This is a genomic window from Microbacterium sp. A84 (genome assembly GCF_051842815.1).
Lineage (GTDB): Bacteria > Actinomycetota > Actinomycetes > Actinomycetales > Microbacteriaceae > Microbacterium.
The window spans coordinates 174,004-196,745 of sequence record NZ_JBPXMS010000004.1 but is presented as its reverse complement, the minus strand read 5'-3'; the positions used below and the strand labels follow the sequence as shown (position 1 = coordinate 196,745).

General features: G+C 65.2%; 20 protein-coding genes. 14 read left to right on the top strand and 6 right to left on the bottom strand.

The window, feature by feature from the left end; all coding sequences use genetic code 11:
- Window positions 1–42 precede the first annotated feature (42 nt).
- The 4 genes from ACSU04_RS15735 to hrpA all read right to left on the bottom strand — a co-directional run bounded on the left by ACSU04_RS15735 (window position 43) and on the right by hrpA (window position 6,657).
- Window positions 43–786, bottom strand: a complete 744-nt coding sequence (locus tag ACSU04_RS15735; protein WP_439280620.1) for a methionine ABC transporter permease — start codon at window positions 784–786, stop codon at window positions 43–45.
- Complete coding sequence (locus ACSU04_RS15730) at window positions 783–1,760, bottom strand: methionine ABC transporter ATP-binding protein (RefSeq protein WP_439290235.1); 978 nt, start codon at window positions 1,758–1,760, stop codon at window positions 783–785. The genes ACSU04_RS15735 and ACSU04_RS15730 overlap by 4 nt, the downstream gene beginning before the upstream one ends.
- Before the next feature lie 127 nt (window positions 1,761–1,887).
- Window positions 1,888–2,715, bottom strand: a complete 828-nt coding sequence (locus ACSU04_RS15725; protein WP_439280618.1) for an alpha/beta fold hydrolase — start codon at window positions 2,713–2,715, stop codon at window positions 1,888–1,890.
- 30 nt (window positions 2,716–2,745) lie between these two features.
- Entirely contained in the window at window positions 2,746–6,657 is a 3,912-nt protein-coding gene (gene hrpA / locus ACSU04_RS15720; protein ID WP_439290234.1) for an ATP-dependent RNA helicase HrpA, read from the bottom strand.
- A 69-nt stretch (window positions 6,658–6,726) separates the two neighbouring features.
- Here hrpA and ACSU04_RS15715 point away from each other — a divergent pair, with 69 nt between their 5' ends.
- From ACSU04_RS15715 to ACSU04_RS15675, 9 genes are all read left to right on the top strand, one after another.
- The gene (locus ACSU04_RS15715; protein ID WP_439290233.1) at window positions 6,727–7,545 is read left to right on the top strand and encodes a lysostaphin resistance A-like protein; all 819 of its coding nucleotides are present in this window, start codon (window positions 6,727–6,729) and stop codon (window positions 7,543–7,545) included.
- Window positions 7,546–7,547: 2 nt separating this feature from the next.
- Window positions 7,548–8,210, top strand: coding sequence for a hypothetical protein (locus ACSU04_RS15710; protein ID WP_439290232.1), 663 nt, complete (start codon window positions 7,548–7,550; stop codon window positions 8,208–8,210).
- The gene (locus tag ACSU04_RS15705; protein ID WP_439290231.1) at window positions 8,203–8,505 is read left to right on the top strand and encodes a transcriptional regulator; all 303 of its coding nucleotides are present in this window, start codon (window positions 8,203–8,205) and stop codon (window positions 8,503–8,505) included. The genes ACSU04_RS15710 and ACSU04_RS15705 overlap by 8 nt, the downstream gene beginning before the upstream one ends.
- Window positions 8,506–8,524: 19 nt before the next feature.
- A complete protein-coding gene (locus ACSU04_RS15700) occupies window positions 8,525–9,361 on the top strand; it encodes an aldo/keto reductase (protein WP_439290230.1) in 837 nt (278 codons plus the stop codon).
- A gap of 106 nt (window positions 9,362–9,467) precedes the next feature.
- Complete coding sequence (locus ACSU04_RS15695) at window positions 9,468–11,279, top strand: thioredoxin domain-containing protein (protein WP_439290229.1); 1,812 nt, start codon at window positions 9,468–9,470, stop codon at window positions 11,277–11,279.
- A gap of 71 nt (window positions 11,280–11,350) precedes the next feature.
- The gene (locus ACSU04_RS15690; protein WP_439290228.1) at window positions 11,351–12,280 is read left to right on the top strand and encodes a hypothetical protein; all 930 of its coding nucleotides are present in this window, start codon (window positions 11,351–11,353) and stop codon (window positions 12,278–12,280) included.
- Window positions 12,277–12,627: a GntR family transcriptional regulator gene (locus ACSU04_RS15685; protein WP_439290227.1), complete on the top strand. Its 351-nt coding sequence runs from the start codon at window positions 12,277–12,279 to the stop codon at window positions 12,625–12,627. The genes ACSU04_RS15690 and ACSU04_RS15685 overlap by 4 nt, the downstream gene beginning before the upstream one ends.
- Window positions 12,628–12,631: 4 nt before the next feature.
- Window positions 12,632–13,390 carry a phosphotransferase enzyme family protein gene (locus ACSU04_RS15680; RefSeq protein WP_439290226.1) on the top strand — a complete coding sequence of 253 codons (759 nt, stop codon included), beginning with the start codon at window positions 12,632–12,634 and terminating at the stop codon, window positions 13,388–13,390.
- A gap of 77 nt (window positions 13,391–13,467) precedes the next feature.
- Window positions 13,468–14,772: a DUF222 domain-containing protein gene (locus ACSU04_RS15675; RefSeq protein ID WP_439290225.1), complete on the top strand. Its 1,305-nt coding sequence runs from the start codon at window positions 13,468–13,470 to the stop codon at window positions 14,770–14,772.
- A gap of 10 nt (window positions 14,773–14,782) precedes the next feature.
- Here ACSU04_RS15675 and ACSU04_RS15670 read toward each other — a convergent pair whose 3' ends face one another.
- Window positions 14,783–16,333: a dolichyl-phosphate-mannose--protein mannosyltransferase gene (locus tag ACSU04_RS15670; protein ID WP_439290224.1), complete on the bottom strand. Its 1,551-nt coding sequence runs from the start codon at window positions 16,331–16,333 to the stop codon at window positions 14,783–14,785.
- 36 nt (window positions 16,334–16,369) lie between these two features.
- Between ACSU04_RS15670 and rsmI the strand changes: the two genes are divergently transcribed.
- From rsmI to ACSU04_RS15650, 4 genes are all read left to right on the top strand, one after another.
- Window positions 16,370–17,188, top strand: a complete 819-nt coding sequence (rsmI, locus tag ACSU04_RS15665) for a 16S rRNA (cytidine(1402)-2'-O)-methyltransferase (RefSeq protein ID WP_439290223.1) — start codon at window positions 16,370–16,372, stop codon at window positions 17,186–17,188.
- Window positions 17,185–17,799: a class I SAM-dependent methyltransferase gene (locus ACSU04_RS15660; RefSeq protein ID WP_439290222.1), complete on the top strand. Its 615-nt coding sequence runs from the start codon at window positions 17,185–17,187 to the stop codon at window positions 17,797–17,799. The genes rsmI and ACSU04_RS15660 overlap by 4 nt, the downstream gene beginning before the upstream one ends.
- A 158-nt stretch (window positions 17,800–17,957) precedes the next feature.
- Entirely contained in the window at window positions 17,958–19,535 is a 1,578-nt protein-coding gene (gene metG / locus ACSU04_RS15655; RefSeq protein WP_439280605.1) for a methionine--tRNA ligase, read from the top strand.
- Between the two features lie 16 nt (window positions 19,536–19,551).
- Window positions 19,552–20,448: a TatD family hydrolase gene (locus ACSU04_RS15650; protein ID WP_439290221.1), complete on the top strand. Its 897-nt coding sequence runs from the start codon at window positions 19,552–19,554 to the stop codon at window positions 20,446–20,448.
- A 155-nt stretch (window positions 20,449–20,603) separates the two neighbouring features.
- On the opposite strand, the gene ACSU04_RS15645 is transcribed toward ACSU04_RS15650, so the two are convergent.
- On the bottom strand, window positions 20,604–21,857 hold the full coding sequence (locus ACSU04_RS15645; RefSeq protein WP_439290220.1) for an MFS transporter: 1,254 nt from the start codon (window positions 21,855–21,857) through the stop codon (window positions 20,604–20,606).
- Window positions 21,858–21,892: 35 nt separating this feature from the next.
- Here ACSU04_RS15645 and rsmA point away from each other — a divergent pair, with 35 nt between their 5' ends.
- A complete protein-coding gene (gene rsmA / locus ACSU04_RS15640; RefSeq protein WP_439290219.1) occupies window positions 21,893–22,741 on the top strand; it encodes a 16S rRNA (adenine(1518)-N(6)/adenine(1519)-N(6))-dimethyltransferase RsmA in 849 nt (282 codons plus the stop codon).
- Window position 22,742 lies beyond the last annotated feature (1 nt).

The following is a 22,742-nucleotide window of genomic DNA, read 5'->3' as shown; positions in this document are numbered from 1 at the left end:
TAGTCAGGGTGAGGGGGTGTTGTGCTGCGGGATGCTGTGGATTCAGGCGCCAACGACGATGATGTCGGCGGAGTGCGCTGCGCGATTGGCATGGTCGAGACGGCGGGCGATCACGTTGCACGCCCACTGCACGAGCAGCACGATCACGAACAGCACGATCACGACGGCGACGATGTGCACCCAGCTGTAGCGCTGGAAGCCGTAGGTGAGTGCGACGTTTCCGAGCCCGCCACCGCCGACGACGCCGACCATGGCCGAGAAGTTGATGATCGAGGTGATCGTCGTCGCAATGCCGAGCACGATCGCCGGTCCCGTCTCGGGAAGGATGACGCGCCTGACCAGCTGCCAGCGGGTCGCGCCGAGAGAATCGGATGCCTCCAGCAGGCCCGAATCGACCTCCTTGACCGCGATCTCCACCACCCGGGCGAAGAACGGAATCGCGACGAGCGTGAGCGGGAAGATCGCCGGACCGGTGCCGATGAACGAACCCAGAAGCAAGCGCGTCAGCGGGATCAGGGCGATCATCAGCACGATGAACGGCACGGAGCGACCGAGGTTCACGATGAATCCCAGCAGCCGGTTGATGAAGACGCCGGCTGCAGCGGAACCGAAGGGGGTCGAGAAGAAACGCCCCTTCTCGGTGCCGACGAGCACGATGCCCAGGGGCAGCCCGACGAGGATCGTGATGAGGATCGCGACACTGGTCATCCAGAGAGTTTCGAGCGTGCCCTTGAGCATGACGTCGAACAGATCGGGCCAGAAGTCGGGGGATGTGTAGTCGATCATGCTGCCTTCACCACTTCGAACGCCACGCTGTGCTCGGCGAGGAACGCCTGCGCACGAGCAAGAACTGCTGGGTCTGCGGGGAAGGCGAGACGGGTGCGTCCTGCCTGAGCCCCGTTGATCGTTTCGATCGTGGCGCCGAGAATCGACACATCCAGATCGAGCGCGCGTGCGAGCATCGTGATGGTCGGCTTCTGCGCCTCTTCTCCGGCGAAGGTGAGGTCGATGATCGCGGATGCGGGCATGTCTGGCACGTCGCCGAGCGGGAACAGATCACGCGCCAGACGGCTGCCGGGCGTGCGAATGAGATCGGTCAACGCGCCCTCTTCGATGACCTTGCCGTACTCGAGAAGAGCGGCGGCATCGCAGATCTGCTTCACGACGGCCATCTCGTGGGTGATCAGCAGGATTGTGAGCCCCAGCTCTCCGGAGAGGCGGCGCAACAGCGCCAGAATCTGGCGGGTGGTGTCGGGGTCGAGTGCGCTGGTCGCCTCGTCTGAGAGCAACACACTCGGACGGGATGCCAGGGCGCGGGCGATACCGACGCGCTGACGCTGACCGCCGGAGAGCTGTGATGGGTAGGCGCCTGCGCGTGCGGAAAGGCCCACGAGATCGAGCATCTCCAGCGCTTCTTTCGCGCGGTCGCCGCGACTGCGCCCGACAGCTTCGAGTGCGAACTCGACGTTCTGGGCGATCGTGCGGTTGCCGATCAGGTTGAAGTGCTGAAAGACCATGCCGATGCCGTGGCGCGCAGCCCGCAGTTCATTGCCGGCCAGGTGCGAGATCTGCACGCCGTCAACGACGACGCTGCCCGAATCCGGTCGTTCCAGCGCATTCACGGTGCGCAGCAGCGTCGACTTGCCGGCGCCGGACTGCCCGACGACGCCGAAGATCTGACCGCGCGGAATCTCGAGCGACACGTCGTCGAGTGCGAGGGTGCCGCCGAATGATCGGCTGACGTGCTCGATGGTGATCATGGGAATGCCAAACGCCCCTTTCGGGGAAGTGGGGAGGGATAGGAGTCAATTCCACTTGATCGCGACGATAAACGCCAATTCAGGTGACGTTGTGTGACGCAGGATCAGGCGCTGCGGAACGCCTTTGCTATGCGCTGCGGCTGTGCGGTGCCGAGGCGACAAACTCGACGATGGCATCCAGCGTCGAATGGTGGCCTTCCAGATGCGGCAGATGAGCGACGCCGGGGAGCTCGATCAGTTGTGACTGGGGGATGGATGCCGCGGCATGCCGCGTGTTCTCACGGACAGGCTTCAGATCGAGGTCGCCGACGAGGAGGAGGGTCGGTACGGAGATCCGGCCGAGTGCGGAGAAAGCATCTGGCGCGACTGTGGGTTCTCCAGGATCAGCAGCCGCGAGCGCACGACCGTTCATCTCGAGGAAGAGTGTGCGTGCGGGCCCTGTGACGCGACCTTCGTGACCGGGCCCGTCCAGCCAGACGTGGGCCTCGAGCCGATTCACTTCGTCGAGATCCCCACGCGAGTCGGCCGCATCGATCGCAAGATCAAGTTCGGCGAGCACCGGGTCGAGCGCTGGTTCCGGAGCGCCGCTGATGGCGGGTGCGATCAGCACCAACGCCGAGACTCGCTCCGGATGCGCGAGGGCAAAATCGATCGCTGTACGACCACCCATGGAGCAGCCCACCACGATCGCCCTTTTCACGTTCGAGGCATCCAACACAGCGAGGGTATCGGTGACGGGCGACCACCCATCGTCTGCTTCGTACCTGGTCTCGCCGTAGCCACGCGCGTCGTACCGGATGCAACGTGCGCCCGCGCCGAGGTGTTCGATCAGATGATCCCAGGAACGCAGATCGGTGACGCCCGCATGGATCAGCAGCACCGGGGCGCCGTCGGCATCTCCACCGTCTTCGACGGACAACTGGGCAGCTCCTGCCGGGACCGTTCGTCGACTCATCTCGCCAGGGTATCTCGCACGAGGTTTCGCTCAGCGCGCCGACAGCAACTTCTGGATGCGCTGCGGCGAGACCGGCTGTGCGGTGCCGAGCCGCTGTGCGAAGACGCTGATGCGGAACTCTTCCAGCAGCCAGCGCACCTCGACCAGCGCGGGGGAGGTCGCAGGTGCGAGGGGGATGGTGCCCCCGGCATCCTCAAACGCCTTCGCCATACGTTCGTATTCGGTCATGCGGGTGCGGTCCTTGCCTGGCTCACTGGCCAGAATCTTGATCCGGTCGAGCATCCCGTCGAGGTAGCGGGGCAAATGCGCCAGATGATCGATGCCGGATGCGGAGATGAATCCCGGATGCAACAGACCACTGAGCTGCGTACGAATGTCGTTCAGCGGACCGAGCAGAGCGAGCGAGTTCTGCGACTTGATGCCGCGCTCGACCTCGCGCGACTTCGTGAGAATGCGGGCAACGAGGGAGACGGTCGTGAACAGCGCATCGACCAGCGTGGCGTTTACCGCATCCCGCGCCTGGATGAATTCGGCCTCGGTACGGATGACGCCGTCGGCGCCGTGCTGTTGAAGGGCCGCGCGCACAACGGCAGACCTGGCATCCTCGATCAGCGCCGCCGCCGATGAGTAGGGCGACGCGGCCAGTGCGAGCTTCTCTTGCGAGGTGAGATGTCCCTGCACGTATGACGCGGGAGACGGAACGTTCAGCAACACCAGGCGCAGTACGCCATCGCGGGTCGCTGCGGCCGCGGCATCCGCTGTCGCCTCGACGCGCACCGACACAGTCTTGCCCTGGTCGACGATCGCGGGGTATCCGCGAACGACGCCGCCGGCGACTTTGGTGTCGAGGACCTTAGGTAGATCGCCGAACGTCCAGGTCGTGAGGTTGTCCTGTTCGATCGGACCGCGCGACGATGCCACGGCCACGGCGCTCGCGCCAGGCTTCGCTGTGCCGTCGGTTTTGACCGGACGGGAGATCGATCGCGCGACGCTCGCCCTGGCTCGATCAGTGAGGGATTGCTGGAGCTCGCTGAGATCACGCGCGGAGCCAGCTACGCGGCCGCGCTCATCGACCGCGCGGAAGTTCATGCGCAGGTGGCCCGGCACGCGCTCGTCATCGAAATCGGCTGCGTTCACCGGCTGGTTCGCCAACGGCTGGATCATCCGCGCGAGTGCTTCCTTCAGCGACCGCAGCGGGAATCCACCATGCCGCTCCGGGCCCTCCTCTGCCAGTGTCTCGCCGAACTTTTCTGCCCAATCGGCCGCGGGAACAACGTGCCGACGGATCGACTTCGGCAGGGCGCGCAGCAGCGCGGTGACAAGGTCTGCGCGCAGGCCCGGCACCTGCCAGTCGAAGCCGCGATCCTCGATTTGTGCCAGCAGCGCCAACGGCACGACGACGCTGACGCCGTCGTCCGCAGCCCCAGGCTCGAAACGGTAGGCGAGACCGAGAACCTGATCACCCTGCGTCCAGCGCGTGGGAAAGTCATTCTGATCGGCGCGTTCGTCATCTTCGATCAGGTCGCTCTCGCGCATGACGAGCAGCTTCGGCGTCTGCTGCAGCGTCTCGCCCCACCAGCTCTCGAACGATCTCACGTCGAACACGTCGGCCGGGATACGTTCGTCGTAGAAGTGGAACACCTCTTCGTCGCCGGCGAGGATATCGCGGCGCCGTTCGCGCTCTTCGAGCTTCTCGAGGCGCTTGCGCAGTTCGCCGTTGCTCCGCCAGAAGGCGCTGACGCGCTTGTCGATCCGACTCGGATCCCACTCGCCCTCGACCAGCGCGTGCCGTACGAACATCTCGCGCGATGCGGCGCGATCGACGCGCGCAAACTGGATGCGCCGGCGCGGGACGATCTCGACCCCGAACAGCGTCACCTTCTCGAAGGCGATGGCGGCGCCGGCATCCTTTGACCAGTGCGGCTCTGACACCGACCTCTTCGCGAGGTCACCGGCGAGGGATTCCGCCCACGCCGGGTCGATCACAGCCACAGTGCGCGCGAAGGTGCGCGACGTCTCGACGATCTCGGCGGCCATGACCGCGCGCGGGCTCTGCTTGCGCAGGCCTGATCCCGGGAAGATCGAGAAGCGGATGCCGCGGGCGCCGCGGTACTCAGCAATGCGGCGCTTCGGATCCTTCTGGCTCTTCGCCTGCCCCTTGGGTGGAGTCTTGGTGTTTCGCTCGTCGAGCGTGCCGATCTGGGACAGCAGTCCGGACAGGATCGCACGATGGATCGCGTCGGGGTCGGCCGCTGCGCCGCCCTTACCGGTTGAAGAGGAGGGCGTCTTCACGAGCGACCGCAGTTGACGGTGCACGTCGAACCACTCGCGCACGCGCACATAGTTCAGGTGCTCCGAGCGGCACAGCCGCCGGAAGGCGCTGGAGCCGAGTTCGCGCTGCTGCTCGCGTAGATGGTTCCACAGGTTCAGGATCGCGAGGAAGTCGCTGGTCGGGTCGGCAAAGCGCGCGTGCATCCTCTCGGCGGCGTCGCGAACATTCTGCGGCGCATCCTGCGACGGCCGCTCACGAACATCCTGGATCGTGAGACCGGCGACGATTGCGAGAACGGATTCCACACCATCGGTCTTCTGCGCTTCGAGCAGCATTCGCGCGAATCTTGGGTCGATCGGCATCCGCGAGATGTCGCGTCCGATGCTGGTGAGTCGAGGAGTGTCGCGACCGAGGTCGACCGCACCCAGCTCGGTGAGTAGGTCGAATGCTGCCCTGATTCCACGGGAATCCGGTGGGGTAAGGAAAGGGAAGGCAGTGATGTCGCCGAAGCCGAGCGACAGCATCTGCAACACGACGGATGCGAGCGAAGTGCGCAGGATCTCGGGTTCGGTGAACTCCGGGCGCTTCTCGAAGTCATCCTCGCCGTAGAGTCTGATCGCGATGCCGTCGCTGGTGCGGCCCGCGCGACCAGAGCGCTGATTCGCGGATGCCTGTGAGATCGCCTCGATCGGCAGGCGCTGCACCTTCGATCGGTTGCTGTAGCGCGAAATGCGTGCGGTGCCGGTGTCGATGACGTACTTGATGCCAGGGACGGTCAGGCTCGTCTCGGCGACGTTCGTGGCGAGGACGACTCGACGCCGGACTCCGGCGACGCGGCTCTTCTCGAACACGCGGTGCTGTTCTGCGGCGGAGAGGCGACCGTAGAGGGGGAGCACCTCGACGGGCGCGGAGGTCGAGGTGTAGGCCGCGCGCACGGCATCCGCGGCATCCCGAATTTCGGCCTCGCCGGGCAGGAACACGAGCACGTCGCCCGGAGCCTCGCGATCGAGTTCGCGCAGTGCGGTGACGATCGCCGAGACTTCGTCCTCTGACTCGTCCTCCGCGGGCGCCCGGTACCGGATCTCGACCGGATAGGTGCGCCCGGACACCTCGATGACGGGGGCCGGGATGCCGGCAGGAGTTGCGAAGTGCTTCGCGAAGCTCACCGGATCGATCGTCGCCGAGGTGATGATGACCTTGAGATCCGGACGCTCCGGCAGGATGCGGGTGAGGTAACCGAGCAGGAAATCGACGTTGAGGGAACGCTCGTGAGCCTCATCGATGATGATCGTGTCGTAGCGGCGCAACAGCCGGTCGCGGTGGATCTCGTTGAGCAGGATGCCGTCGGTCATCAGAGCGACGAGGGTCGATTCCGACACCTTGTCCGTGAAGCGCACCTTGTACCCGACGGTGGTGCCGAGCTCGACCTGCAACTCTTCGGCGATCCGCTCTGCGATCGTGCGAGCGGCGAGGCGGCGAGGCTGAGTGTGCGCGATCTTCGTGCGCCCGAGCTCCAGGCAGATCTTCGGCAGCTGCGTGGTCTTGCCGGATCCGGTGGCGCCGGCGACCACGACGACCTGATTGTTGCGGATGGCGTCGGCGATCTCTTCCCTGGCGGCGCTGACCGGCAGCTCCGCGGGATAAGTGATGACGAGATCTGATGCAGACATAGCCCTTCATCGTATGACGGGCAGCGCCCTCTCTTGACACACAAACAGGTTTGCAGTACAAAGTACTTTATGAGTTCACACAACGCGACGAAGGAATTGGTGGCAGATGCTGCCACCCTCCGCCGCGCGTCTGCGAAGAGATGGGCGATCGGGCTCCCCGTGTTGCGCATCGGGCTCGTCGCCGCGGCATCCACCCTGACCTGGCTCATTGTCAGCGCTTTCGAGAGCGTCACCTTTCCACCTCCGCCGATGATCGCAGTGGTGGCGATGTTGCCGGTCAACATCATCTGCCTGCTGTTGGTCGCCCGGCTCCTGCGCAGAGACGGTCGCAGTATCCGCGACGTCCTCGGTTTTGAACCGCGCCGGATCCTGAAGGATCTGCTCTGGGGCCTGCTGTGGCTGATCGTGATGTATCTGCCCTTCAGCGGCACAATCATGCTGGTCGTGTGGGCACAGCACGGCGATGAGCTGTTCATTCAGATGGAGACAGTATTCGTTGATCCGTCTGCCATTCCCACACTGAATCCCGTCGTCTGGAGCATCATCGGCGTCGTCGGTGCCCTGACCTTCGCGCCGCTGAATGCGCCCGTTGAGGAGCTCGTCTACCGCGGCTACGCGCAGGGGACGCTCGCACGCCGCTGGCCGACGGTGCTCGCGATCGTCGTGCCGTCGATCCTGTTCGCTCTGCAGCATGTCTGGTACGCACCGACACCAGGAGCGACCGTCGCATTCGTCTGCGCGTTCTTCGTCTGGGGCGTCTGCTCCGGGTTGATCTATCTGCGCCAGCGCCGTCTCATGCCGCTCGTGTTCGCGCATGGGCTGGTCAATCTTCTCTTCACGCTTCCTGCACTTGCAATGCCCATTCTTCTGACACAGAACGGATTCTGAACATGACCAATGATGACGAAGTTCTCTCACCAGCGGAGATGCTCGCGCTGGCGAGTAACCAGCAGCGCAGCATGGAGGGCCAGGTGGCGTCCTTCGTCCCCGCCCTCGTGACGATGTGGGGCGTGGTGTGGCTATTCGGATTCGGTGCCCTTTGGCTCATCGACGGACTGAAGCCGAGCTTCGCACTCCCACTGCCAGTGGCGGTGGCCATCTTCGTCGTCCTGCTCGTCGTCGCGATCGCGATGTCGGCAGTGTGGGGGAGCCGCTCAGGGCGCGGCATCCGGCGCGATGCAGCATCCGCCTTCTCCGGCGTCGTATACGGCTCGACGTGGACGGTCGGCAGCCTCGCCATCTTCGTGTTCGCGCAGGGGCTGGCTGTGAACGGGATGAGCATGGAGCTCGCGAACATCTTCTATCCGGTCGCCTACGTCCTGTTCGCCGGGATCATGTACATCGTCGGTGCTGCGATCTGGCAGGCCGTGCCGATGCTGATCCTCGGTGTGTGGACGGTGATCGTGGCGGTGATCGCCCCGTTCTTCGGTTACCCGACGCACTACCTCGTGCTCGCGATTGGCGGTGGCGCCGGATTCCTCCTCCTGGGAGCCGTCTCCTTCATCCACCTGGGGCGCCTGCGTCGCTCGACGACGGGGAGTAATCGTGGTTGAGCTGGACCCGGTCATCCACGCCGCTGCCCGCCTGCGCATCACCGCAGCGCTCGCGACGCTGGAAGCCACCGAGAGCATCGCCTTTCCTCGACTGCAGGAACTGCTCGACATGACGGCGGGCAACCTGTCGACGCACCTGCGCAAACTCGAGGATGCCGGTTACGTCGTCGTGGAGAAGACGCATAAGGGCCGCACTCCGGTCACCTACGTCGCCCTGAGCACGCAGGGACGACGCGCATTCGAGGACTACACCGAGGCACTTCGTGCCGTACTGGGGGCTGAGGGCCTGTCATGACAGGCCCTAAGCTGAATGCATGACGATCCCCACTGTGACTCTCAACGACGGCGTTTCGATCCCGCAGCTCGGCTACGGCGTGTTCAAAGTGCCACCGGCAGACACCGAACGTGCGGTCAGCGAAGCGCTCGAGATTGGCTACCGCCACATCGACACCGCAGCGATCTACGGCAATGAAGAGGGCGTCGGCGCCGCGATCGCAAAGAGCGGCATCGCCCGCGACGAACTGTTCATCACGACCAAGCTGTGGAATGACCGCCACGAGGGCGACGAGGCGAACACGGCGATCGCGGAGAGCCTCGAGAAGCTCGGTCTCGACCAGGTCGACCTGTACCTCGTGCACTGGCCGACCCCGGAAAAGGACAACTACGTCCACGCGTTCGCGAAGCTGATCGAGCTGCGCGACGCGGGGCTCACCCGCAGCATCGGCGTCTCGAACTTCCTCGTGGAACACCTGGAGCGCGTCGTCGCCGAGACCGGTGTCGTTCCCGCGGTCGACCAGATCGAGTTGCACCCGGCATACCAGCAGCGCGAGGTTGTCGCGTGGGCTGCCGAGCACGGCGTCCGCATCGAAGCGTGGGGACCGCTCGGCCAGGGCAAATACGACCTGTTCGGCACGCCTGCTGTCGCCGATGCATCCGCGGCGCACGACAAGACTCCGGCGCAGATCGTGCTGGGCTGGCACCTGCAGAAGGGAACGATCGTGTTCCCGAAGTCGGTGCGTGCCGAACGACTGCGTGAGAATCTCGATGTCTTCGACTTCACCCTGAGCGGCGCGGAGATCGCCGCGATCGACGCACTCGACCCGCTCGACGGATCGGGTCGTGTCGGATCGCACCCCAACGAATTCAACTGAGACGCGCCGCCTTCCTGGCGCCCGCGAAACTACAAAACCACGCCGAGACGCGGCATTTACGCCGTCGTCTCGGCGTGGTTTTGTTGACTCGGCGTAGCGTGAGGGCATGAGCAATCGCCTCGCGAAGACACTCAGCCCTTATCTGCGTGCACACGCCGAGAATCCGGTCGACTGGTATCCGTGGGGCTCCGAGGCGTTCGCTGAAGCGCAGCGTCGCGACGTGCCGCTGCTGATCTCGATCGGGTACTCCACCTGTCACTGGTGTCATGTGATGGCGCGGGAGTCGTTCTCGTCCCCAGAGATCGCGGGTCTCATCAACCGGGATTTCGTCGCGGTCAAGGTGGATCGGGAGGAGCATCCGGAAGTCGATGGCGCGTATATGGCGGCCGCATCTGCGTTCACGCAGAATCTCGGATGGCCGCTGACGGTGTTCGCGACCCCGCAGGGACGCACCTTCTATGCAGGCACGTACTGGCCACCAGAAGCCCGTGCGCCGCTGCCCGCATTCCGCGATGTTCTCGGGGCGGTGCAGGAGGCATGGACGCTGCGCCGTGAGAAGGCGGTGGAATCGGCGGATGCTGTCGCAGAGGCACTGGCGCAGACCGCCGTCGTCACACCATCAGACGTTCCGTCGACCTCGGGCCTGGCTGCGGCCGCCGGGATGATCGCTTCCCGCGAGGACGCCATGTTCGGTGGCTACGGTGGCGCGCCGAAGTTCCCGGTGGCCACGACTTTGGGTTTTCTGCAGCACCCTCTGGTTCGGCGTGAGGCACCGGATGCGGCGGCCTCGGCCGCGCGTGCGTTGGCAGCGATGGCGGCATCCGACCTTCGTGACAGCGTCGACGGTGGGTTCTTTCGCTACGCCACGCAGCGCGATTGGACTGTGCCGCACTACGAGCGGATGCTGACCGATAACGCCCAGCTGCTGAACATCGCCGTGCGTGCCGGTGACGACACGACGGCGCGGGGCATCGCCAGGTTCCTTCTCGGGGTGCTGCGTCAGGACGGCGGGGCGTTCGGCGCTGCACAGGACTCGGAGTCGTGGATCGACGGGCAGCGCAGCGAGGGCGGGTACTACCTCGCCGCTTCTCGCGAGGAGCTCGAACCGCCGGCGGTCGACGGAAAGGTCATCACCGGGTGGAATGGACTCGCGATCGGCGCGCTCGCCCAGGCGGGTGCGGCGTTGGATGAGCGGTCGTGGGTGGATGCTGCGGCCGAGGCTGCGTCGTTTGTACTGTCGGTGAACCGTTCGCCGGAGGGCCGGCTTGTGCGGGCGTCGTTGGATGGTGTGGCCTCGACGGCGGTGGCGACGCTCGCCGATGTGGGCCTGTTCGCGGACGGGTTGCTCGCCGTCGCAGTGGCAACCGGAGACGCGCGCTGGGCGGTGGTGGCCCGTGAACTACTGGACGAGGTGCTCAGCAAGGGTGCTGACGGCGACCCGGTGCTTGCGGCACAGGGCGTGGCAGCGGCACCTGACCAGACCGACGGGGATCTGCCGTCCGGCGTCGCGGCGCTGGCGTCGGCAGCGCTGACAGCATGGCGGCTGGGTGCAGGGGAGAAGTACCGGGCGGGTGCCGAGGAGCAGGTGCGTGCGTACGCGGCATCCGCTGTGCAGCATCCATTCGGACACGGCTCGCTACTCGCGGCCGCGGCAGGGCTCGTCGAGCCGCCACGTCAGGTGGTCGTGGTGACGCATGATCGCGCGGGTGCGCTCGCCAGGGCATCCCATCGCGTCGACGCGGACGTGATTGCCATCGTCACGCCCGCGCAGGCGGGTGCTTTTTCGGATGCCGGATTCGAGCTGTTCTCTGGGAAGGACGCGGTCGCGGACCTCGTCTACGATTGCCGCGCGTTCGTGTGCCGGCTGCCGACGGGGGATGCCTCGGCGGTCGTGCGGAGCAGGGAATCGCTGTCCTGATTTGTGTATCGATCTGTTGACACACGGATGTTGATTCGTGTACCGTTTCGGTGATACACGAGGGGGCAATCATGGCCGGACCAATGGCACTGCTGTTCATCGCTGGCGTCATCGTCGCCACGGTTCTGGTGTGGGCGATCCTGCGCCGACGCACACGATCTCTGCCGCACCCGCGTCTCGCCCCCGTAATGCAGGCGGCGCGACGGCGCGCCCTTATTGCTGTTCTGTTCGCGGTCCTCGTCTTCATCGTTGGCGCCGTCGCGGCCGTCGCCTCGCCGCAACTGCTGGGCCTGCCCTTTGCCGTGACGCCGCTCATCGCTGGCGCGGCCGGGATGCTGCTGTATGGCGTCACTCCGCCTCGCGAAGTCGAGATCTCTGATGGCGAGCCGAGGGTGGCCAGTCTTGTGCCCCGCTCCGCAGTGCGCGTGGTGCCGAGACGGTGGGGCTGGGCGTTCATCGAAGTGACCGTGCTCTTCCTTCTCCTCATCGTGTTCTGCGGTCTGACGGCGAGTGATGACGAGGCGGGGCGTTCGAGAGTGATCCGTTTCGAGAGCGGCGACTACGCCTCGTCAGCGGGGCCGTACCCGGGCTGGTTCTACAGCGTTCCCGCGCTCATCTCGATCGTCGTCCTGGCCGCGTGCGTGTTGGTTGCACTGTGGCGGATTAGTTCGACGCCCGCCTTTCCGCGCATCGGAGACGCCGATCTCGATCAGCACTGGCGACAGCGCTCGGTGGAGGTGCTTCTCAATCTGTCGATCGGTGCGGTCCTGTTCTCAATGGGTGGGTATTCCTTCACTGCCGGCTTGGCGATGGGGAATGCCACGATCGACGGGGAGACAGCAGTCGTGTGGGAGGTCTTGTCGGATGCCCTACTTCTCGGCGGTGGGCTCTTCCTCGTTCTCAGCATCGTCAGCGTGACTGTCGCGGCGCTCAAAGCTGCAACGATCGGCGAATCGGGGACGATCGGCGAATCCGTGACGGAGACCCGGGCGTCGGCATGATCACCGTCGATCCGGGTAGCGCCGTCGCACCTTTCGAACAGATCCGTGCGCAGATCGCCGACGGCATCCGCTCCGGAAGTCTGGCCGCAGGTAGCCGCCTGCCTTCGATTCGTCAGCTTGCCGCTGATCTGCGCGTCGCGGCGGGCACGGTCGCGAAGGCGTACTCCGCGCTCGAGAACGATGGGCTCATCGTCACCAGTCGGGCGCTCGGCACCAGGGTGGCGACCGGACAGGTTCATTCGGGGAGGGTTCAAGCGGCGGCGAAGCGGTATGTCGGAGAGGCTGACGGCCTGTCGCTTGAAGAGGCGTTGAGCGCGGTGCGTGCGGCGTGGGATGGGCGGGGTTAGACGCATGCACGACGAAGCGATGGAGCACGTTCTCTCCGGCGGCAACACGAATGACGTGACGCGAGTTGGCCGGGAGGTGCGTCGATCAACGGGCACATGGACGCCCAACATCCATGCGCTTCTCGCCGAACTTCATCAAGCGGGTATTGACGGCGTCCCGCAAGTGCTGGGGATGACTGCTGACGGGCGTGAGCGACTATCCTTCGTGGAAGGTTCGGTCGCGCACTATCCGCTCCCGGAGTGGCTGTGGGAAGACAGCATCCTGGTGAGCGCCGCGAGGCTGCTACGACGGATTCATGACGCGAGTGTCGTGAGTGCACGCACTACGACGGGGTGGCGGATGCCGGTGCGAGAACCCATCGAAGTCGTGTGTCACAACGACTTCGCGCCCTACAACCTCGTCTTCGAAGATCGGGTGCTCGTCGGTGTGATCGATTTCGACATGGCGGCACCTGGACCGCGTCTGTGGGACCTTGCGTACCTCGCCTATCGGCTGATTCCCTACGTAGAGGACGCTGAGGCACCGATCGATGTGCAAACAGCCGAACCTGCGCGTCTGGCGACGTTGTTATCGGCATACGGCACGGATGCTTCAGTGGAATCCTTATGGGCGATGATCGCGCTTCGACTCGACGCACTCGCACGTCACTCGCGGGCGGAATCAGACAACAGGCCAGAGCTCTTGGCGCACGCCGCCATGTACGAGCGCGACGCGGCGCGGATGCGCGCTCGCGCTGGTGGCCGGCAAGTTCCTGCAGCGTAACGAAAATACTTTGAAAAAGTTTGCTGATCAGCCATAAACGGGGCAGTAATGTCGGTGGCCCCCTGTTGAATAGAGGTATGAACAGCATCGTTGCTCGACTTCGAGGTCTCGAGGAGACCCTCGATTCGGTGGCGCGCGATGCGTTCGGCGCGGAGGAGATCCCGCGCCTTTCTGATCAGGATGCCGCGGAGCTTCTCGCCCTGACCGGTCGGATTCAGCGCCGGCTGGAAGGGGTGCAGATCGATGCGACAGTCCTGGTGCGGGACCGGTCGGAGGGCCTCAGAGACGAGCGGATGACGACCAAGTTCGGGTGCTCCCGCCCTGCTGATCTGGTGCGCACGCTGACCGGCAGCGACACCCGCGGCGCGACCAGGCTCGTGAAGGCTGCGGGACTGGTGCGCAGAGATCTCGGCTTCAGCGACGGCGCCTTCTTGCCCGCCCGCTATCAGGCGCTGCGCGAGGTCATAGTCAGCGGGGTGCTCGGGGTGGCAGGGCTTCTGGCCGCGACTGATCCGCTTGAGCAGTCAGCGCGTCGCATCAGTGATGAGGATCGCATCGAGGCAGACCGGCAGCTCGCCGACTTCGCTCGGGGAGCCGATCCTGATGGCGATCCTGGCTGCGACGAGGCCGCGCCGCGGCCTCTCCCGCTCCCGGAAGACCTGAGTGTGTTGGCCAAGGTGATGGTGGCATATCTCGACCCCGACGGTGCGGAGCCGGCGGAGGAAGCGACGTTGCGCGGCCGGTACTTCTCGATCGGCAAGGTCCGGGATGGGGCGATCCCAGTGCGAGGCAATCTGCTTCCCGAAGTGGCCGGACAGCTGGGCCTGCTCATGGACAGCCTTCTGAACCCCCGGGTGAATGGCGCCGAGGCGCCTGAGGAGGCGCCCGCCGACAAGGCCGAACGCGGCGGGGTGCATTTCGAACCGTCTGCGGAGGAAGAAGCCGGAGTCGAAGATAACCTGGCTGCCGCAGACACCCGAACCCCTGGCCAGAAGCGGCATGACGCGCTGGCCGCGATCCTGACCACTGCGGCTGGATCAGATCTGTTCCCGCATCTGGGTGGCGCAGCGCCCACACTTGTCGTGGCTGCGACGGCTGCCGACCTCGCGGCGGGCCACGGATGGGGGAGCGTCGCGCACACCGGTGACCTGGTCCCGATTTCAGCCGCGCTGCAAGCCGGGTGTGCAGGCGGAATCCAGCGCATCCTGTTCGACGAGAACGGCCGCATCGTCTCGATCGGCACCAGCTCCCGCATCTTCAACGCGCTGCAACGTCGCGCGAATCGGGGCGTTCCCGAGGTGCGCGGACCCGCATGGTGGGACCCGCATCAGCACTGGCATCGGGCTCGAAGCCCACACCGGCGAGAACCTGTTCCCGGGTGATGGTCGCCAGCTACACCCAAGTCGGCAGCCAGTTGTGGACGAGCCAGAAGTCGTATGGCACGTTCATGCCGGTCCACACCGGGTAGAAGAACGCGGAGACGAGCACGGTGATGACGAGGAAGACGATGACCGTGCGCTCGCCGGACTGCCGTCTATGCAGCGGATCCTCGCGTCGCCCCGCAATCTCGCGCAGCGCCAGTACCAGCGCGAGTACGAGGAACGGCATCATCACCACCGTGTAGAACTGGAAGATCGTACGTTCGGGGTACAGCAGCCACGGCACATAGGTGACGGCCAGTCCGACGAGAGGCATCGCGTAGGTCCACGGCATCGGCTGCCGCCGAATGAACCGGCGCACGAGCCGGTACAGCAGGAAGATCGCCGCGGCGACGCCTGCGTACCAGATCAGCGGATTCGGGATCGTCGAGACCACCGAGATGCAATGGTCGGTGCCGCAGCTCTGGTCGTCTCCCACCCACACCGCCGTGGGACGAACGAGGAAGGGCCATTGCCACGCCGCGCTGGCATATGGATGCCCGGTACTGAGCCCGACGTGGAAGCCGTAGATCGACTCGTGGTATTTCCAGAGTGCGACGAGCGGGTTGTCTGAACTCTGTCTGTCGTAGCCGCCGGCCGTCACGAGCCAGCCCGTCCAGGAGACCAGGTATGTGAGCAACGCCGCGGGCACCAACAGCAGGAAGGAGACGGGACCCTGTCGGATCACGGCATCCATCGGCCAGTAGAGCACTCCGGCGCGGCGACGGGCCAGTGCATCGGCGATCACGAGGTACAGGCCGAAGCCGGCGAGTGCGTACAGTCCCGACCACTTCACAGCAGACGCTGCGCCCAGCGCGACGCCAGCGGCAATCACCCACGGACGTCGCCAGATGACGCGGCCCCACAGCGGTTCCGATCCATCAGCAGCGGCATATTCCACCAGCGGAATACTTCGCCTGCGGTCGTAGAGGATGAACAGGAATCCGAGCAGGATGAAGAAGGTCAGCGTGCCATCGAGCAGGGCGATGCGGCTCATGACGATGCTGAGCCCGTCGATCGCCAGCAGGAGCCCGGCGACAGTGGCTGCGACGGTCGAGCGGGTCAGCTCTTTGGCAACGATGTAGACCAGCAGCACGGTCATGGTGCCGATGAGTGCGGTGGTCAGCCGCCAGGCCGCGCTGTTGCCTGCTCCGAACATGCCCATGCCGAGCGCGATGATCCACTTGCCGAGCGGTGGATGCACGACGTAGCTGCCGGTCTGACCGAGCGTGCTCGTGTCTCCGGTGAGGAAGTCTTCGTTCGCGCCATCACCCCAGGTGCCCTCGAACCCGAGCGTCCACAACGACCACGCATCCTTCACGTAGTAGGTCTCGTCGAATGCGAGCACGTTCGGATGCGCGAGGTTCGACAGCCGCAGCACAGCGGCGAGCGCCGTGACGACGAGCGGTGCGAACCAGCGGATGACGCCGCGCCACTCCGGGTCGCGCAGCAGCCGATCACGGAGCTGGCCCCAGCGCGTCAGACGATCCGCAGGCGGCGGGAGCAGGGGAACGGGCGCGGTCACGGCACAAGCCTAGGACTTCCCGCTTAGGCTGAATGCGTGATCATCCTCGCTGCGACTCCGATCGGAAATCTCGGCGACGCCTCCCGCCGCCTCATCGAGGTTCTCGAGAATGCCGAGATTGTCGCGGCAGAAGACACCCGGACGACCGCTCACCTGCTTCGTGCGCTGCAGATCGAGAATCGTCCGCGACTGATCGCGCTGCACGATCACAACGAGAAGCACAAGGCGGCGGAGCTTGCGGCGCTTGCCGCGGACCAAGACATCGTCGTCGTCAGCGACGCCGGGATGCCAGCGGTCAGTGACCCAGGATATGGACTGGTCGCAGAGGCAGTTGCGCAGGGCGTCACCGTCACTGCGATCCCCGGACCCAGCGCGGTGCTCATGGCGCTCGCGATCTCAGGTTTGCCGACGGATCGATTCACCTTCGAAGGTTTCCTGCCGCGGAAGCCGGGGGATCGGCGCACCGCACTCAAGAAGCTCGCGACCGAGCAGCGAACGATGATCTTCTTCGAGTCCGCGGCACGACTGACCTCCTCGCTCACCGACATGGGCACGGCCTTCGGCGAGACCCGGCGCATCGCCGTCTGTCGCGAGCTGACCAAGTTCTACGAAGAGGTGCGCCGCGGAACGGCATCCGAACTCGTCGAGTGGGCAGCGAACGGCGTCAAAGGTGAGATCGTCGTCGTGGTTGAAGGCGCGGCCCCCGTCGCGATATCCGCAGAAGACGCAGTCGCCCAGGTGCAGGCGCTCGTCGGATCAGGCATGCGTCTGAAGGAAGCCTGCGCCGAGGTCGCCGCCGCGACCGGCCTGAGCTCTCGCGACCTCTACCAGCAGGCGCTGGCTGCCCGGAATTGAGCAGCGACGCATCTATTGCCGCGGCCTACGACGCCCGCGCAGCGGAGTACATCGAGATCGCCGGAGACATCTCGCAGATGGATGTCCGCGACAGTGCGCTGATCGCGGCCTGGCGCGATGCGACTCCCGGCCCGCTGCTGGATGCTGGCTGCGGACCAGGCCTCTGGACCGAGTTCCTCCACGATGGTCGTCGCGACGTCAGGGGCCTCGACATGTCGGAGGAGTTCCTCACCGCGGCTCGACGTCGGCATCCGCACCTCGATTTCCGCAAGGGATCGATGCGAACCCTGCCCTTCGAAGACGCCTCGCTCGGCGGCATCCTCGCCTGGTACTCCCTGATCCATACCGCACCCAACGATGTTTCGGTGATCCTGTCCGAGTTCACACGTGTGCTGGCACCGGGTGGCTCGCTGCTGATCGGATACTTCGATGGTGCTCCACGCGAGCCCTTCTCCCACGCCGTCGCTCCCGCGTACTTCTGGTCGGCGGATGCGCTCACCGAACTTCTCGTCGAGGACGGCTTCACCGTCACTCAGGCAGAAATACGCTCCCGAGAGCCAGGGGAAGTCAGCCGTCGCGCGCATGGTTCGGTCACGGCTCACCGCCGCTGAGCATCCCACAAGCGCCCCGCTCGGAGATGTGCGCTTCGCTCGGAGGAATCCTCGGAATTGCTCCGAAGATCGCGTACATCTCCGAGGAAACAGTACGTGCCGCAGCCCGTGATCACCGGGGCGTAACCACCCCGCGCATCCGGCCTAGAATTGACCGCATGCCCGCAGGCGAATCTTTCTACATCACCACGCCCATCTACTACCCCTCTGATGTCCCGCACATCGGACACGGGTACACGTCAGTGGCGGTCGACACGCTCGCGCGTTGGCACCGCCAGGGCGGCGATGACACCTGGATGCTCACCGGCACCGATGAGCACGGTCAGAAGATGCTCCGCGCTGCTGCGGCGAACAACGTCACCCCGCAGGAATGGGTCGACAAGCTCGTCACCGAGGCGTGGTTCCCGCTGCTGGAGACTCTCAACGTCGCTAACGACGACTTCATCCGCACCACGCAGGAGCGTCACGAGACGAACGTGCAGGTGTTCTTCCAGCGACTGTACGACGCCGGATACATCTACGCGGGCGAGTACGAAGCGCTCTACTGCGTGGGCTGTGAGGAGTTCAAGCCGGATTCCGAGATCGTCGATGGCACCGGGCCCTTCGAGGGCCTGAAAGTCTGCGCGATCCACTCCAAGCCGCTTGAGCTGCTGCAGGAGAAGAACTACTTCTTCAAGCTCAGCGAGTTCCAGGACCGCCTGCTGGAGCTCTACAAGACCGAGCCCGACTTCGTGCGCCCGCACTCCGCCCGCAACGAGGTCGTTTCTTTCGTGTCGCAGGGCCTGAAGGACCTCTCGATCTCGCGCTCGACCTTCGACTGGGGCATCCCGTTGCCGTGGGACGAATCGCACGTCATCTATGTGTGGGTCGACGCGCTGCTCAACTACGCCACCGCTGTCGGCTACGGCTCCGATGAGGAGTTGTTCGCCACGCGCTGGCCGGCCTACCACGTGGTGGGCAAGGATATTCTGCGCTTCCACGCCGTTATCTGGCCGGCACTGCTGATGGCCGCAGGCCTCGAGGTGCCCAAGGGTGTCTTCGCGCACGGCTGGCTGCTTGTCGGCGGCGAAAAGATGTCGAAGTCGAAGCTCACCGGCATCGCGCCGACCGAGATCACCGATGTCTTCGGCTCTGACGCGTACCGTTACTACTTCCTCTCTGCGATCGCGTTCGGCCAGGACGGCTCGTTCAGCTGGGAAGACCTCTCGGCCCGCTACCAGGCTGAGCTCGCGAACGGCTTCGGTAACCTCGCCTCGCGCACGATCGCGATGATCGAGAAGTACTTCGACGGCGTCGTTCCGGAGGCTGCCGAGTACACCGAGCAGGACCTCGTGATTCAGAAGATCGTGGCGGATGCTGCGACTGCGGCCGATGGATGGATCGACCAGTTCCGCATCGATGAGGCCATCTCGTCGATCTGGACGATCGTCGATGCCTTGAACGGCTACATCACCGAGAACGAGCCGTGGGCGCTTGCCCGCGACGAGGACAAGCGTGCGCGCCTGGGCACAGTGCTCTACACGTGCGCCGAGGGCCTCCGTGCGCTCAGCGTGCTGCTGTCGCCGGTCATGCCGCAGTCGACCGAGAAGCTCTGGTCGGCGCTCGGCGCTGCCGAGGCTCTCGGCGTGCTGCAGGCACAGCCCGTCCGCGAGGCCGGCACCTGGGGCATCCTCCCCGCCGGCACGAAGGTCGCAGCCCTCGCGCCCTTGTTCCCGCGCGTAGAGTCCCAGCCCTGATCGCGAGACTTCACGTATGACCTCTGAACAGCCCGAAACGGTGACATACGTGAAGTCTCGCGAGCCAGCGGGACGCGGGGACCTCAGGTACCCGGCGGCGCCGGAACCACTCACAGTGCCGATGTACGACAACCATGCCCACCTCGAGATCACCGACGGGGTCGAGCCGCTCAGCCTCACCGAGCAGCTCGATCGTGCGCAGGCCGTCGGCGTGATCGGTGTTGTGCAGGCATCCGGCGACATCGAATCGTCGCGATGGGCGGTGGATGCCGCGGCATCCGATCTGCGTGTGCTCGCCGCCGTCGCGATCCATCCGAACGACGCCCCGACATACGCGGAAGCCGGTCAGCTCGACCACGCGATCAGTGTGATCGACGAGCTGGCAGCGCATCCCAGGGCGCGCGCGATCGGCGAGACCGGGCTGGACTTCTTCCGTACTGAGGAGCACCGGCGTGGCCCGCAGTTCGAGAGCTTCGAGGCGCACATCGCACTCGCGAAGAAGCACGGCATCGCGATGCAGATCCACGATCGTGACGCGCACGATGCAGTGCTCGAGACCTTGACTCGCGTCGGCGCCCCAGAGACGACCGTGTTCCACTGCTTCTCCGGTGATGACGCGATGGCGAAGATCTGCGCGGATGCCGGGTACTACCTGTCCTTCGCCGGCAATGTCACGTTCAAGAATGCGCAGAACCTGCGTGATGCGTTGAAGGTCACCCCGCTCAATCGCATCCTCGTCGAGACGGATGCCCCGTTCCTGACGCCGGTGCCGCTGCGCGGTCGTCCGAACGCGCCCTACCTGATCCCGCACACCCTGCGATTCATGGCCGCGGAGTTGGAGCTCGACGTCGACGAGCTTGCCACCCAGATCGCTCGGAACACCCTCGAGGTCTACGGCTCCTTCTCTAGTTGAGCACCCTTTCCACCGTGTTCGCAGGACTCCTCATCCGCGCAAGATCGACGGCACCATCAGCGACCTGGTGTCCGAGCAACGAGATTGATCGTCTACCTGGATACTTCGGCACGCCTGCCGCTGGTGATCGCCGAACCAGGATCGCCGGTTGAGCCTCAGCTGACGACATCCTCGTCGAGCACGGGTTTGGCATTCACGATGTGCGAGATCGGCTTCCAGACGATGAGTAGCGTGATCGCCGAGCCCACGAAGGCGAACCACCACGGGGCGGTGAGCCCCCACACCTGCGCGATCACCCCGCCGAGTGCCTGCCCGATCACCATGCCGCCGAACACACCGACCATGTTCACTGACGCGACCCGGCCCTGCAGCGCGTGCGGCACGAGCCGCTGGCGCACGGTCGTGGAGATCGTGCCCCAGACGAACGCATAGCTGCCGAACACGAACATGATCACGAGCGCCACCCACGCGTGCGTGGTCAGCGCGAATGCGAGATGCATGAGCACCTCCAGCGACAGCGCGACCCGCATGAGCGTGGCGAAAGAGACGTGCCGCTCCAGCCATCCGAATGTCAGCGTGGCGAGGATGCCGCCGGCTGCGGATGCTGTGGTGAGGGTGCCGTATCCGACGGCGCCCATGTGCAGATGCTCGGTCGCGTAGAGGACGAGTACGCCCCAGGGCGCGGCCCACGTGATGTTGAAGGTGAGGATGATCAGCACGAGCATCCGCACGGGCGGGTTCCGCCACATCCATCGCACGCCCTCCGCGATGTCGGTGTGCACCGGCGACGGCTTGTCCACATCGCGCGGCGGCACCGGCGTATGCGTCATCCGCGAGATCAGCACGATCGCCAGTGAGACGCACACGACCTCGACGAGGAACGGCCATGCGGATCCGGCGGCGAACAGGAAGGCTCCGATCGGTGGACCGGCGAACTGGTTGGCAACCAGGTATCCGGCCTGCAGTCGCGCGTTGCCGATGCCGAGGTCAGCGGGTTTCACGAGCATGGGCAGCAGTGTGCTGCCCGCGGTATCGACGAACACCTCTGCCGTGCCATAGAGGAACGCGACGGCGAGCACGATCCAGATGTTCGCCGTGCCGGTGAAAAGGAATGCGCACAGCGCGACCAACACGAGCGCACGCGCCGCGTTCGCGAACATCACCATCCGGCGCCTGTCGAACCGGTCTGCGATGGCGCCGGCGTGCAGTCCGAAGATCAGCCACGGCAGGAACTGCAGCACGGCTCCTGAGGCGACCAGGATCGGAGACGATGTCATCGAGGCGATCAGCAGGGGAGCGGCTGCCAGGGCGATCCCGTCGCCGACATTGCTCGTCCACGACGACGCGAGCAACCACCGGAAATCACGACCCATGCGACGGGGTGCGATGAGCTCTCCGGGAGTGGGCATTCGAACAGAGTACTCGCGTGGGGGACAATGGCAGGATGACTGTCACGCTGCTCGGCGCCACCGAGATTCGCCGCCTTGCTGCCGAACTCGATGTCACCCCTACTAAGAAGCTCGGCCAGAACTTCGTCGTCGACGCCAACTCTGTGCGCAAGATCGTTCAGGTGGGTGCGGTCAAGGCGGGTGAGCGTGTCGTCGAAGTGGGCCCTGGGCTCGGTTCCCTCACGCTTGCGATCCTGGAGACCGGAGCATCCGTCACCGCCGTCGAGATCGATCATCGGCTCGCCGCACGCCTGCCGGAGACAGCCATGGCGCACGGAGTGCCCGCGGATGCACTGACCGTGGTGGATGCGGACGCGCTGCGCATCACCGAGCTCCCCGGAGACCCGACCGTACTGATCGCGAATCTGCCGTACAACGTCTCGGTGCCGGTATTGCTGCACTTCATGGAGACCTTCCCGAATTTGCAGCGCGGCGTCGTGATGGTGCAGGCCGAGGTCGGCGAACGGCTCGCAGCCCCTTCCGGAAGCAAGATCTACGGCACACCGAGCGTGAAGGCTGCCTGGTACGGCAAATGGCGACTCGCCGGCACCGTTTCTCGGCAGGTGTTCTGGCCGGTGCCGAACGTCGACAGCGTGCTGGTCGCGTTCCAGCGATCTGACGAAGTGCGCGGCGATGAGGAGCTACGCAAGAAGACCTTCCGCATCGTCGACGCGGCCTTCCAACAGCGCCGCAAGATGCTGCGGCAGGCGCTCTCCGCCGTCCTCGGCGGCACAGCTGCCGAGGCATCCGCAATTCTGGAGAAAGCAGACGTCGCACCGACCGCCCGCGGTGAGCAGTTGACCATTGATGACTTCGTGCGCATCGCTGAGGCCCTAGACGACTAAC

Coding starts and splice junctions, on each gene's coding strand:
- rsmA (WP_439290219.1), top strand. CDS start 21,893: ATGACTGTCACGCTGCTCGGCGCCACCGAGATTCGCCGCCTTGCTGCC.
- ACSU04_RS15695 (WP_439290229.1), top strand. CDS start 9,468: ATGAGCAATCGCCTCGCGAAGACACTCAGCCCTTATCTGCGTGCACAC.
- ACSU04_RS15690 (WP_439290228.1), top strand. CDS start 11,351: ATGGCCGGACCAATGGCACTGCTGTTCATCGCTGGCGTCATCGTCGCC.
- ACSU04_RS15730 (WP_439290235.1), bottom strand. CDS start 1,760: ATGATCACCATCGAGCACGTCAGCCGATCATTCGGCGGCACCCTCGCA.
- ACSU04_RS15700 (WP_439290230.1), top strand. CDS start 8,525: ATGACGATCCCCACTGTGACTCTCAACGACGGCGTTTCGATCCCGCAG.
- ACSU04_RS15650 (WP_439290221.1), top strand. CDS start 19,552: ATGACCTCTGAACAGCCCGAAACGGTGACATACGTGAAGTCTCGCGAG.
- ACSU04_RS15645 (WP_439290220.1), bottom strand. CDS start 21,857: ATGCCCACTCCCGGAGAGCTCATCGCACCCCGTCGCATGGGTCGTGAT.
- ACSU04_RS15710 (WP_439290232.1), top strand. CDS start 7,548: ATGACCAATGATGACGAAGTTCTCTCACCAGCGGAGATGCTCGCGCTG.
- metG (WP_439280605.1), top strand. CDS start 17,958: ATGCCCGCAGGCGAATCTTTCTACATCACCACGCCCATCTACTACCCC.
- ACSU04_RS15680 (WP_439290226.1), top strand. CDS start 12,632: ATGCACGACGAAGCGATGGAGCACGTTCTCTCCGGCGGCAACACGAAT.
- ACSU04_RS15715 (WP_439290233.1), top strand. CDS start 6,727: ATGAGTTCACACAACGCGACGAAGGAATTGGTGGCAGATGCTGCCACC.
- ACSU04_RS15675 (WP_439290225.1), top strand. CDS start 13,468: ATGAACAGCATCGTTGCTCGACTTCGAGGTCTCGAGGAGACCCTCGAT.
- ACSU04_RS15685 (WP_439290227.1), top strand. CDS start 12,277: ATGATCACCGTCGATCCGGGTAGCGCCGTCGCACCTTTCGAACAGATC.
- ACSU04_RS15735 (WP_439280620.1), bottom strand. CDS start 786: ATGATCGACTACACATCCCCCGACTTCTGGCCCGATCTGTTCGACGTC.
- ACSU04_RS15725 (WP_439280618.1), bottom strand. CDS start 2,715: ATGAGTCGACGAACGGTCCCGGCAGGAGCTGCCCAGTTGTCCGTCGAA.
- hrpA (WP_439290234.1), bottom strand. CDS start 6,657: ATGTCTGCATCAGATCTCGTCATCACTTATCCCGCGGAGCTGCCGGTC.